This window comes from Paenibacillus sp. JMULE4, assembly GCF_013337105.1.
GTDB classification, from domain to species: domain Bacteria; phylum Bacillota; class Bacilli; order Paenibacillales; family NBRC-103111; genus Paenibacillus_G; species Paenibacillus_G naphthalenovorans.
Window position 1 is genome coordinate 322596 of sequence record NZ_SGWF01000016.1, and the last position, 10979, is coordinate 333574.

Genomic DNA, 10979 nt, shown 5'->3' on the forward strand with positions numbered 1-10979 from the left:
GTTTGAGAAGAAAAGGTTTCATCGGTTTACTTATCTCATGGATAGCGCTTGCGTGCGTGCTGGCTGCCTGTGGATCAACTGCGGCGCCGGTCGACAACTTGAAGGTAGGTGAGCCCAACTCAAAAAGCAAGCCGGACCAAGTCGTAGAAGTAAATATCGCTACCGTATCCAATACGATCGATTTTCTGCCGTGGCATGTAGCCGCCCAAAAAGGCTATTTTGAAAAACATCATTTAAAAGTCAATATCAAATCGGTGGACGGCGGGATGGTTGCCTTACGGGGTCTGCAATCGGGGGATTTCCAGTTTATTGCAAGCCTGCCTGAATCGATCATCACTGCAGTATCCGAAGGGGCCAATGTAAAGGTCGTTGGCGCATTAAGCAATAAAACCTTATTCTCCATGTTTGTCTCTCCGGATATCAACAAGCCTGAAGATTTGAAGGGGAAGGCCGTGGCGGTTTTGCAGCCGGGCAACGGTGTGGACATCATTACGCGCTGGTGGCTGAAAAAGCATGGTCTTGAGCCTGATAAAGATGTCCGGATTGTTTCCGCCGGGGCAACACCGGCCCGATTAACCGCTTTAAGAAACGGTCAGGTGCAGGGGACGCTGCTTCAACCGCCTAACGATGTAAACGGCGAGAAGGCCGGAATGAAACGGTTAGCCGTGATGAGTGAAGAGCTGTTGAATTATAATCAGGACGTGATTGCCGCTAACGGTAAAGTAATTCATGATCAACCGGAAGTGGTTCGGGCTTTCATGGCCGCTACGGCGGAAGGTATACAATTCATTAAAGATCCTGCCAACCGGGAGGAGGCGATCAGCATCGGAGTGGCGTCGCTTGGAACCGATCCGGAAGTGACGACGAAATCTTTTGATTTTGCTTTGGACGCCATCCCGAAGAAGGGAAAGCTGAATGTTGAAGGGATGAAATGGGCTATCGATGCCGTCAAAGCCATCGGCGGAATCCGGAATGATCTGCCTGTGGAAGAGGTCGTGGATGACAAATACTATGCCGAATAAAGGGGGGACCGCCCCCCTTGAACGATAATTTTTAGCAAAGGAGCAATCGGATGACAGCAGCAGCGCCGTTAATGAACTTTGAGAATCTGAATGTCATATATAATCAGGGCGAGCCCAATCAGGTTCATGCCCTTCAGGATGCCTCGGGAGAAATTTATGAAGGCGAGTTTATTTCCATTATCGGTCCGAGCGGATGCGGTAAAAGCACCCTGCTGCATACATTGGACGGATTGATTCGTCCGGTGACCGGTTCCATTTATGTGAACGGACACCGCGTTGAAGGTCCGGGTGGAGAGAAGGCCATGGTTTTTCAGGATTTTGCATTAATGCCCTGGCATACCGTTTTTCAAAATGTGGCTTTTGGGCTAAGGCTGCAGGGCAGATCGGAAAAGGATATACGCGATCATGTCATGCACTATATCCGGATGGTCGGGCTCGAAGGCTTTGAAGGCAAATACCCTCATCAGCTCTCGGGCGGTATGAAGCAGCGGGTGGGAATTGCACGCGCTTTCGCCGTGAACCCCAAAATATTATTAATGGATGAGCCTTTCTCCGCCATTGACGAACAGACACGCGAGATTATGCAGGAAGAAGTATTGAAAATTATGTTTAAAGAGAAAAAGACGGTCATTTTCATTACCCATTCTATCGATGAAGCGGTGTTTTTATCCAGCCGGATATTCCTCATGACCGTACGTCCCGGCCGAATTGTGGAAGATTTAAAAATTGACATCCCTTATCCCAGAACGCTGGAAACCAAATTGCTTCCCAAATATCAGGAATATAAAGCTCTAATTTGGAACCACCTCAAAGGGGAAGTTACCAGACAATATCAAAGGGGGGAAGTATAGATGGCAAAATTGGAATCGCTGAAGCCGGCTGCGGCCAGTCCGGTTCCCGCAAAAAAATCAAAATTAACCCCTGCCTGGTCCTATCCTCTAGTTACGATAGCCATCATTTTATTGGTATGGGAAATCTGTGGACAGATAGGGATGATCGATCCCTTTATGTTCAGCTGGCCCAGTAAAATCCTGGTGCAAACCTGGGGATTTATTATGAACGGAAGTGTGTTCAGGCATTTGGCCATAAGCGGTTTGGAAGCGGCGATCGGTCTGGTCATGGCTATGATCGGGATACCCTTGGGTTTGGTTCTCGGGTATTGGAAAAAACTGGAGTATTCTTTTGATCCGATTATTACTGCGCTGTATACTACACCCGTAGTAGCCTTGACGCCGCTATTCGTATTGTGGTTTGGTTTGGATATTTTGTCCAAAATTATGATGGTTTTTACGATGGCGGTTTTTCCTATTTTGATCAATACGATGTCGGGGGTGAAGACAACCGATCCGTCTCTGATCAAAGCGGCCCGTTCCTATGGAGCCAATGAGTTTCAGATGTTCAAAGAAGTGATATTCCCTTCCACACTCTCTTATATCATTACCGGAATACGGTTGGCTATCGGACGTGCGCTGATTGCGGTCGTTGTGGCCGAAATGCTGGCGGCCAATAAAGGGATAGGGTATGCCATCCGGCATGCATCCGAGCTGTTCCGTACCGCGGAATATTTGGGTTATGTCGGGGTTTTGATGGTCTTTTCCGTACTGCTGACGCAGCTGCTGAAGGTGGTTGAACGAAAAATCGCTCCTTGGCGCAGCTAGCCTTCATCGATAAAGCTTGTCATAAAGCCGCTCCGCGGTAACCGCCGGCCCCTATCCAAAGCTCCGGAAGAATCGATCTTCCGGAGCTTTTGGCGCTGAGTATTCCATTTCTATCTTTTCTCTTCCATTCTCAGCAGCAGAAAACCGCTCACAAACATCCACAGCGAGCCGATATAGAAGATCAAATCCAGCGTGAAGAAGTCGATCAGAACGCCTCCCGCGATAACCGCAAGACCGGAAAACAGGCCTATCCAGCCGTGGTAGGAGCCGATTTGCCGTCCCCTGACCGGGCCTTCCGTCACATCGGCCAACAGTGCCTTTTCGCCGGTTTTTTGCATAGCTCCGAACAGCCCCATCAGCACCTGCAGTACGTAAACCTGCCAAATCCCTGTCACCACGGGGAAAAACAGAAACAGCACTGCCATTCCCCAAGCGCTCCAGAGCAGCAGCGATTTCCTGCCGTATCGGTCGGACCAGGCGCCGAGCCTGGGTTGGAGCAGGGAGGAGCTGATGGTAAATAAGCCGTAAGCCAGCCCGTATTCGGTAAATCCGGCTCCGATCTCCTTGATGAAAATAAGGTAAAACGGAAAGACCAGTCCGCTTCCGAACAGCGCCGCGCTTTGCGACAGCATCAGACTGCGGATGGCGGGTCCGCGATTTCTGGACAAGGGGTTATTTTCCATGATCGGCATACCTCTCGTAAAATAAATTTTGGAAAAGTCCGTTCGGATCATAACGCCGCTTGGCGTCGAAGAAGCTGTCCGCTTTGGGGTAGACCTGCCTCAATTGCTCCGGAGTCGGATACAGCTGGTAGGTTAAATAATACGTGCCGTTGTTTCGGATCACCGCATCCACAAGCTGCTGCGTGACTTTCTCGATGTGTGCCGTCCCTTGATCCGACAGCTTCTGATTGATTAAGATCACAACGGCGTAGCCGTCATGCCTTGCATAAGAGAGATGAGCTTCATCATTACTCCGGATATACCGAACCGTAGCATTCAGCAGATTGACCTTCTCCTGCCGCACGATCGTTCTTAGCTCGTCAACAAAAGCGGTAAAGCGGTCGGCGGGTACGAAATATTCCTGCAGGATGTCCGTGTCCGTGGGGGACCGGTGCTCCAGAAACTCGATATCGGGCCGCATCGCGTTGTTGCGCGTAATCAGTTCTCCCTTGGGCGCATCGGCAAACATCTTTTTTTGAACGCTCCAGATGAAGTCCTTGCCCCAATCCCATTTGCGCGACAAACCGAACAAAAATTTGTTGCGCTCTACGAAACGCTCCTCCTGCAGCTCGGCTAGCGCCGGTGTCGCTTTCATGTCGGTCCTGGTATATGTGGTTACATACATTTCGTCCAGCAGGCTGTCCGAAGCTACGGACAATCGCGCGATGGCCAGCTCCGTTTCCGGCCTGGACAAGATTTCATTCCGGAACCAGCCGGGGAACGAGCGGTAATCGGTCATAAACGTATCGATCCGGTAGACGGGATTATCCGTCACCCGGAGGTCCACATCGACAATGACGCCAAACAATCCGAAGCCCCCGATGGCAAGACCAAACAGCTCTTTATTCTCTTCTCTGCTGACGTTGAGCAGTGTGCCGTCGGCCGTCAGCAGCCGGAAGCTTTCGACCGTCTCAATCACCGGTCCGTGGTGCAGGTCTCGCCCGTGCACGTTCGAGCTGAGCGATCCGCCCACCGTAAAGATATTGGAGGATTGCATGACGCGGACCGACAGGTTAAGCGGATTCAAATAGTTCTGAATGTCGGCCCAGGTGGCACCGCTTTGTACGCGAAGGATGCGCCGCTTTTCGTCCAGGTGCAAAATCCGGTTGAATGGCTTCATGTCCAGTACGACCGCATCCTCATAGAACGTATGGCCGCCTTGGCTGTGGCCGGCACCGGCAATGGAGACGGGCAGTCCTTTTTCCGCGGCTTCCCGAACCGTATCCTGCAAGCTCTTGAGATCATCTGCCGGAACGATTTTCGTCACCTTGCGGGATAGAGTCCGGCTTACATCCGTCATCAGCAGTTCCGGTCCGCGGGACCAGCTTCCGTATACCGAGAAAGCAAACGACAGCAGATAGACGGCGATAAAAAGCAGATACCTCTTTTTCATGAAGGGATCTTAATCCTTTCCGGTAAATTGGGCTTATAAAGATAGATTATCACATGACCGGCCGGGGTAAAAAGTGTAATTGGGGAATAATGGATCTAATTAGGCAAGAAGTCGGGGGGCAAATGTAGGAAAATGAGGGGACGGAATCATGCGCTGCAACCTTTTGGCGAGCGGATACGTTTAGAAAGTACTCCGGAGTGAAATAAAAGCAAAGGTGGGATTATCTGATGTCGGTCAAAAAAATAGTTACTCTTTTGTCGGCCACGGCGCTTTTGGGCAGCTTGACGGCTGGCTCTGCATTTGCGTTCGATGATTTGAATCAGGATCAGAAAGCTCCGATATTGGCACTGAAGGATCGGGGAGTCGTCAGCGGTGTAGACGGCAAGCATTTTGTTCCGACGGGTAAAGTCAGCTATGCTCAAGCCGTTCACATGCTGGTTAAAGGGCTGGATCTCCATATCAACACCCTGCGGTTCCCTAAAGTTCCGCAGGCATCGGATTATTTTACGAATATTCCGAACAATGCCTGGTACGCCCAGTCGTTTGTGAAAGCGCATTTGAACGGTCTGCCGATTCCCAAGGATGTAGATCCGAACGGCACCATTACTCGTGAACAGTTTGCGGACCTGGTCATTCACGCTATAGATACCAAAGGGACCTTCCCTGTGATCAAAATGCTGATTATTATCGAGGACGGGAATGAAATTGATCCGAAGTTCCATGAAAGCCTGCAGCGGATCGTGCTGCATCAAATCGTCAAGCTGGGAGAGGACCGCAAATTTTATCCGAAGCGTGAGCTGACTCGCGGGGAAGCGGCGGTATGGGTGTACAAGGCGATCCGCTTCGTCGAGTCGCATGCGGAGCGTCCAGTGGAGCAGGAGCAAGTCACTGTATCGGTGGAGAAGGTGAACGACGATGTCAACAAAGTCATCCTGTCCAGAGGCCAGAAGCCGACTGCAGGCTATGGCATTACGATTGACGGTATCCGGTTCGAACAGGACGGACGAGCGGTCATTACTTATTCACTGACCGATCCGAAGCCGGACAGCATGAACGCGACGGTGATTACGGAGCCTAAAGCAGAAACATATGTCTCCTCCAAATATAAGCCGGTGGCCGAACCAAGCTGGTTCAGCACGGACACGGTTGTGGAAGAAGCGGATAAATAAAAAGATTGAGGGTTGTTTACAAGCCGGCCGATTACTGACGAATATCGTTCGTGATCGTCCGGCTTTTCTCGCCGTCAGATGCGGGAATTCATAGAGGAAACGGACGGGGATAACGGGTATAATAGGTTTTAAAGCTGAATTACATACTAAACTTATCAATGCTGCAGATCACATAAGATATTTTAAAGGAGTGACCCGGGATGGATAAGCGGAATGAGAATGTAAACGGAGTCAAGCTAGCCTATATCGAGCGTGGAGAAGGGACGCCGGTGGTGCTGCTCCATGGCTTTTGCGGAAGCTCCGCATATTGGGAGGAGGTCATACCGCTGCTGGAAGGAAGCTGCCGGTTGATCGTGCCCGATCTGCGCGGACATGGGGCTTCCGCATCTCCGGAAGGCGCATATACGATGGAGACTATGGCTGAAGACATTGCCGGACTGCTGGAGAAAAGGGATTGCAAACAAGCTGTCGTTCTGGGACATTCACTGGGCGGCTATGTGACGTTGGCACTGGCAGAAAAGCATCCGGACAAGCTGCTCGGCTTCGGGCTCATACATTCTACGGCATTTCCCGATGACGAGAAAGGAAAGGAAGGTCGGTTAAAGGCGATGGAGACGATTAAAGAGCAGGGGCTTCCCGTTTTCCTGGAAGGCTTGATCCCCAAATTGTTCGCGCCGGCTCATCTTAAGACAATGCCGGAAACGGTCGAAAAAGCCAGACAAATTGGCCTTGGCACAAGTCCGGAAGGGGCGGTCCGTACGCTGGAAGGCATGAGGATCAGGACGGACCGGAACGCCGTATTGTTCGGGGCGAGGGTGCCCGTACTGCTGGTGGCCGGAGCGGGCGATCAGATCATTGCGCCGGAGAGAACTTTTTCTGTGAGCGGGGAACATATCACCAGCGTAACCTTGGACGGCGCCGGCCATGCGGGCATGATGGAAACGCCTCAAGAGCTTGCTCAAGCGATTCTTGATTTTACAGCCAAGCTGTAACGGCAGCATGGAAGGAGTGAACAGTGACCGCATGGGAGATCGGATGAAGGAGCAAACGATAGAGGAGCTTACGGCAATGACGGACGGGCATCCGCTGATTTTTTATGACGGGGTATGCGGATTTTGCCAGCGGATCGTCCAGTTTATTCTTCCCCGCGACCGGAATGCCCGATTCCGGTTTGTCGCCATACAGTCGGATATCGGCAGGAAGCTGCTCCTTCATCACGGGATGGATCCCGATGCGTTGGGCACGTTTGTTTTATTGGATCGGGGCAAGGTGTACACGCGGTCAACCGCGGGTCTTCGGGTGCTCCGCGGTCTTGGCGGAGGTTGGCCGCTTTTGTACGCTTTTATGGCTGTGCCCAGGCCCATACGCGATGCGGTGTACGAATGGATTGCACGGCATCGGTACCGCTTCTTTGGCCGGAGCGATGCATGCCTGCTTCCTGATTCGAAGGCAAGGGAGCGTTTCCTTGACTATTGATTGTAAATCTTCCGTCCGTTTCTTGTTTCCTACGGAATGCGGATCGTCAAAGCTTCCCGGGGAACATCGGCATATACTAAAGCAGCTGCCTGCGGACAGCTGCTTTTGGCGGATGAAACGGACCGTTACAGTTTCTCCAAAAAGTCCGTGACCCGTTCAACGTATTCTTCTTTCAGCGGGGGATAATTTCTGGCGTGCCCCTCCGCAGATGTTGCCCACATGTCAAACCGGTCCTTGTGCTTTTCCCAGAGCGATTCGCTGTTTGAAATCGGAATGGAAGCATCCCTGGTGCTGTGAATGAAAAGGATCGGTCTGGGGTAAATGCGGTCTACGGCCGCGAATCCGTCCACATGATCGGGGTCTACGCCGACAAGCCCCGGCAAAATGCCCAAAATGAGCGGAGTGAAGGGAAATTGCGGCAGGTTGGACCATACCGAAAGATGATCCTCCAGATAAAGTCTAAGATGGTTAAAAGGACTATCGGCTATGACCCCCGACACGACGGGCTCCTCGGCCGCCGCTATAAGGGACGTGCTCGCTCCCATCGAGTATCCCAGCAAAGCTATTTTCCCCGGATGATTGGCTTTCATCCAATCAATTGCACCAAGCACATCATCATATTTTCATCAAATCCGATGGTGGTTTTGCTGCCCTCCGACTCTCCCGAGTTCCGGAAATCGAACATGAATACGCTGTACCCGCGATCCGTGAGGCGCTTGGCCAAGTCCAACGCTTCAGCACTTTTTTGCAGCCGATTCGTTCTGTACCCGTGGGTCATGATGACTCCGGTCTTGCCGGAACCTTCACGATCTATGGTTTTGCCTGGCAGAAACCAGCCTTTTAAAGTGATATCATCTCCCCGGCTTTTGAATTGAACATTCTCATAGGCCAGACCCAGTCGATCCGGCGAGTCATCCAGCGCGGCCGGTCCGGGATGGGTCAGCTGCCATCCGACATAGGCGGCTATGCCTGCGCAGGCCAGGAATACGGAGAGAAGCAGTCCGGCGGTCCACAGCCATATCTTTTTCCGGCTGCGGCGTGCCCCCGGAACTCTAGTTATTAGAGGAGTTGTTCTCATGCCGCAAGATTCCTTTCTGCTGTAGGGCTTTGATCGGTATTCTTTCACACATTATACGATATGCCGGAACCGGACAAAAGACTCCCAGGCCCGGCTTATTTAGCTCTCACGCCTCATTATACCGTACAGATAAGGGACACCCCATCCGATCAAAAACAGCCCTGGCGCATATAACGGTTCGGGCATCGTGCAGAGAGCGGGAACAGCAAGTACCGCCATACAAGCGGTATGAATCCGAAATCGGATGCTGCGGGCCGAACGGGCGCGTAAGTCCGCCGGCAGAGGGTAGATGAAGGACCAATCGGAATGGCGATGCATTTTTGGCAGTTCCTTCAACTGGAGGGCTAAGAGGCCTGCAAACAGGACGAACAGAAAACCGGTCATCCATTCGTCCCGGGCAAAAGAAATCAGCACCGCTCCCAGCAGCGACAGCCGTATCGTAATGCCGAACAACTCGGAACGAAGCCAAACTAAAGTATACATATAACGATACGTGTCCTGCGAAGCAAACCGGAATCCCCCAAGCAAGCGAAGAAGCTTCATCGGTGCAGGTTTGGGCCGCGGACGGCTTTGCACCTCCGATACATCAATGAATTGGTTCAGCAGACGAAAAATGAACGCGCGGTGCTTTTTCTCTGTATCGATCAACCGCGACCAATGGAGGCTTGGTTTATCAAGCCAACGCAGGGTGCCGAATATCAGGAGCAGCGACGCCGTAACGATCAAAGTCCCGGTCCAAAGCGGCAATCGCAGAATCAGGTAGGCCAGACCTCCGGCAACGAGCCAGCGAAGCGCCGACCAGGATAGCGTTTGTAAGCGCTCTGTCTGTTTAAGCTCCTGCCATCGGCTGAAGAGCATGACTTTTTTTAGCGCTGCAAGTACGAGAAGAATGACCACAAAGCTTTTTCCGTCTCCGCCGGCCGAGAGGGCATACATCGGCCATACCGCCGTCCAGACGGCCAGAAGGGCCAGTGTCTGTATCCGGAACGCACGGGCGGTGGCCTTCTGCATATACGCGGACATCTCCGTCTCCATGGGAACCATATAGATGAGATCCGCTTCCTTCAGGTACGTCCGGATTGGAGACAGTGCCAGAAAAGGCAGCAACACAAGGGCCGCAAGCTCTCGGAAAGGGAAATCGGGAGGAGCCTCCGACAAAAGCCGGGTGTAAAAATAAGCTCCGGCCAGGATCAACAGGACAATCAAGAGGGCCGCGCTTTGCAGCGCATACCCGATAAAGGGCCGGATTTCAAGCAAAAAATCGGACGTTCGTTTGTTCCACAGGCGGTCCGTATCTATGGATAGCTTGTGATGCTCCTGTTTGCTCATTCCACTTTCACATCCCGGGTTACCAGGCTGCAGAAGATATCGTCAAGCGAGGCATCTGGCATACCCGCTTGTTTGCGCAGGGCGTTCATGTCCCCGGCGGCGGTCATACGCCCTTGATGGAGCAGGAGAAAGCGGTCCCCGTACCGTTCGATGGTAGATAGGATATGGGAGCTGATCAGAATGGCCGCCCCGCTTTCTTTTACCTTGACCATCAATTCCAGAAGCGAACGGATGCCCAGCGGGTCCAGGCCGAGAAAAGGCTCGTCAATGATATAAAGCTCCGGCTGGACAAGGAAGGCGCTCATGATCATAACCTTCTGCTTCATTCCTTTGGATAAATGAGCTGAAAGCCGGTTCTGATAAGGCTTCATCTGGAATTCTTCGAGAAGCTCGGAGGCCCGCTGCTCGAAAGCGCCGTTTTCTAATCCGTAAGCCATCGCAGCCATTTCCAGATGTTCTTTTACCGACAGTTCTTCATATAACAGTGGGCTTTCCGGTACGTAAGCGTACGTTCGCCGATAAACCGCGGGGGCGGTATCCAGGCGGATTCCGTTCAATCGGATTTCACCGGAGTGCGGCTGCATCAGGCCCAGAATATGTTTAATCGTGGTGCTTTTTCCGGCTCCGTTAAGCCCGATCAAGCCGACCATTTCTCCCGGACGCACCGAGAACGTCAAGTCATGCAGTACGGGCCTTTGCCGGCTGTAGCCGCCGGTCAGCTTTTCCACCTTCAACAATGGCTCCATGAAAGTAAATCACCTCGGTTTCTATTGTACCTTGTTTAGGCGGGAAAAGAAAAAAGCCGGACGGCATCTGTCATTGGGGAAATTTTCCTTCCTTCATTTTTTTACGGTGGAGGTCAGGAAAGATGGTTCATCCCGGCGTCGGATATGGTTTATAAAAAAACAGTTGCAATGTAGAGTTGTTTTGTGGTAAATTACATTTCGCTGTCAGTTGCAGCGCTTTGAAAGATTCTGAGCTATCGGGTTCGTCCCCTAGAATGGAAAAAAGAAGTGCTTGCCAAGCAGATAGTAAATGTGGTAAATTAGATTTCGCTGTTTGATTTGAACTGTTTTGAATAAGGCAAATTAAAACAGTTGCTAAACGATACGGAGTTATGGTAGATTGATTT

At 51.7% G+C, this 10979-nt stretch carries 13 protein-coding genes; 6 read left to right on the forward strand and 7 right to left on the reverse strand.

Annotated features, from left to right (window positions below; all coding sequences use genetic code 11):
• Window positions 1-2: 2 nt before the first annotated feature.
• From EXW96_RS18875 to EXW96_RS18885, 3 genes are read left to right on the forward strand one after another with little or no spacing between them, the layout of a single operon-like run.
• Window positions 3-1022 (forward strand): ABC transporter substrate-binding protein, encoded by a 1020-nt coding sequence (locus EXW96_RS18875; RefSeq protein WP_174351150.1) that lies wholly within the window; start codon window positions 3-5, stop codon window positions 1020-1022.
• Window positions 1023-1072: 50 nt separating this feature from the next.
• Window positions 1073-1873: an ABC transporter ATP-binding protein gene (locus EXW96_RS18880; protein ID WP_074729346.1), complete on the forward strand. Its 801-nt coding sequence runs from the start codon at window positions 1073-1075 to the stop codon at window positions 1871-1873.
• Window positions 1874-2680, forward strand: a complete 807-nt coding sequence (locus EXW96_RS18885) for an ABC transporter permease (RefSeq protein WP_174351151.1) — start codon at window positions 1874-1876, stop codon at window positions 2678-2680.
• A gap of 110 nt (window positions 2681-2790) precedes the next feature.
• Here the strand turns inward: EXW96_RS18885 and EXW96_RS18890 are convergent, their stop codons facing one another.
• Together EXW96_RS18890 and EXW96_RS18895 are read right to left on the reverse strand one after the other, a co-directional pair.
• On the reverse strand, window positions 2791-3363 hold the full coding sequence (locus EXW96_RS18890) for an MFS transporter (protein WP_174351152.1): 573 nt from the start codon (window positions 3361-3363) through the stop codon (window positions 2791-2793).
• On the reverse strand, window positions 3353-4795 hold the full coding sequence (locus EXW96_RS18895) for an FAD-binding oxidoreductase (RefSeq protein ID WP_062409487.1): 1443 nt from the start codon (window positions 4793-4795) through the stop codon (window positions 3353-3355). The genes EXW96_RS18890 and EXW96_RS18895 overlap by 11 nt, the downstream gene beginning before the upstream one ends.
• Window positions 4796-5022: 227 nt before the next feature.
• Here EXW96_RS18895 and EXW96_RS18900 point away from each other — a divergent pair, with 227 nt between their 5' ends.
• The 3 genes from EXW96_RS18900 to EXW96_RS18910 all read left to right on the forward strand — a co-directional run bounded on the left by EXW96_RS18900 (window position 5023) and on the right by EXW96_RS18910 (window position 7440).
• Window positions 5023-5964 (forward strand): S-layer homology domain-containing protein, encoded by a 942-nt coding sequence (locus tag EXW96_RS18900; RefSeq protein ID WP_174351153.1) that lies wholly within the window; start codon window positions 5023-5025, stop codon window positions 5962-5964.
• Between the two features lie 200 nt (window positions 5965-6164).
• Entirely contained in the window at window positions 6165-6956 is a 792-nt protein-coding gene (locus EXW96_RS18905; protein ID WP_174351154.1) for an alpha/beta fold hydrolase, read from the forward strand.
• 7 nt (window positions 6957-6963) lie between these two features.
• Window positions 6964-7440, forward strand: a complete 477-nt coding sequence (locus EXW96_RS18910) for a thiol-disulfide oxidoreductase DCC family protein (protein WP_309225156.1) — start codon at window positions 6964-6966, stop codon at window positions 7438-7440.
• Between the two features lie 125 nt (window positions 7441-7565).
• Here the strand turns inward: EXW96_RS18910 and EXW96_RS18915 are convergent, their stop codons facing one another.
• From EXW96_RS18915 to EXW96_RS26980, 5 genes are all read right to left on the reverse strand, one after another.
• Window positions 7566-8030, reverse strand: a complete 465-nt coding sequence (locus tag EXW96_RS18915) for an alpha/beta hydrolase (RefSeq protein ID WP_174351155.1) — start codon at window positions 8028-8030, stop codon at window positions 7566-7568.
• Window positions 8027-8518 (reverse strand): alpha/beta hydrolase, encoded by a 492-nt coding sequence (locus tag EXW96_RS18920; protein WP_174351156.1) that lies wholly within the window; start codon window positions 8516-8518, stop codon window positions 8027-8029. The genes EXW96_RS18915 and EXW96_RS18920 overlap by 4 nt, the downstream gene beginning before the upstream one ends.
• A gap of 99 nt (window positions 8519-8617) precedes the next feature.
• Window positions 8618-9847: an ABC transporter permease gene (locus tag EXW96_RS18925; protein WP_174351157.1), complete on the reverse strand. Its 1230-nt coding sequence runs from the start codon at window positions 9845-9847 to the stop codon at window positions 8618-8620.
• Window positions 9844-10593: an ABC transporter ATP-binding protein gene (locus tag EXW96_RS18930; protein ID WP_174351158.1), complete on the reverse strand. Its 750-nt coding sequence runs from the start codon at window positions 10591-10593 to the stop codon at window positions 9844-9846. Before EXW96_RS18930 ends, EXW96_RS18925 begins: the two co-directional genes overlap by 4 nt.
• A gap of 127 nt (window positions 10594-10720) precedes the next feature.
• On the reverse strand, window positions 10721-10979 hold a 259-nt coding region (locus EXW96_RS26980; protein WP_217437417.1), incomplete at its 5' end, for a hypothetical protein.

What these genes read in the sequence shown, in the direction of transcription:
- EXW96_RS18880 (WP_074729346.1), top strand. Translation starts at nt 1,073, where the DNA reads ATGACAGCAGCAGCGCCGTTAATGAACTTTGAGAATCTGAATGTCATA.
- EXW96_RS18885 (WP_174351151.1), top strand. Translation starts at nt 1,874, where the DNA reads ATGGCAAAATTGGAATCGCTGAAGCCGGCTGCGGCCAGTCCGGTTCCC.
- EXW96_RS18890 (WP_174351152.1), bottom strand. Translation starts at nt 3,363, where the DNA reads ATGGAAAATAACCCCTTGTCCAGAAATCGCGGACCCGCCATCCGCAGT.
- EXW96_RS18895 (WP_062409487.1), bottom strand. Translation starts at nt 4,795, where the DNA reads ATGAAAAAGAGGTATCTGCTTTTTATCGCCGTCTATCTGCTGTCGTTT.
- EXW96_RS18900 (WP_174351153.1), top strand. Translation starts at nt 5,023, where the DNA reads ATGTCGGTCAAAAAAATAGTTACTCTTTTGTCGGCCACGGCGCTTTTG.
- EXW96_RS18905 (WP_174351154.1), top strand. Translation starts at nt 6,165, where the DNA reads ATGGATAAGCGGAATGAGAATGTAAACGGAGTCAAGCTAGCCTATATC.
- EXW96_RS18910 (WP_309225156.1), top strand. Translation starts at nt 6,964, where the DNA reads ATGGAAGGAGTGAACAGTGACCGCATGGGAGATCGGATGAAGGAGCAA.
- EXW96_RS18915 (WP_174351155.1), bottom strand. Translation starts at nt 8,030, where the DNA reads ATGAAAGCCAATCATCCGGGGAAAATAGCTTTGCTGGGATACTCGATG.
- EXW96_RS18920 (WP_174351156.1), bottom strand. Translation starts at nt 8,518, where the DNA reads ATGAGAACAACTCCTCTAATAACTAGAGTTCCGGGGGCACGCCGCAGC.
- EXW96_RS18925 (WP_174351157.1), bottom strand. Translation starts at nt 9,847, where the DNA reads ATGAGCAAACAGGAGCATCACAAGCTATCCATAGATACGGACCGCCTG.
- EXW96_RS18930 (WP_174351158.1), bottom strand. Translation starts at nt 10,593, where the DNA reads ATGGAGCCATTGTTGAAGGTGGAAAAGCTGACCGGCGGCTACAGCCGG.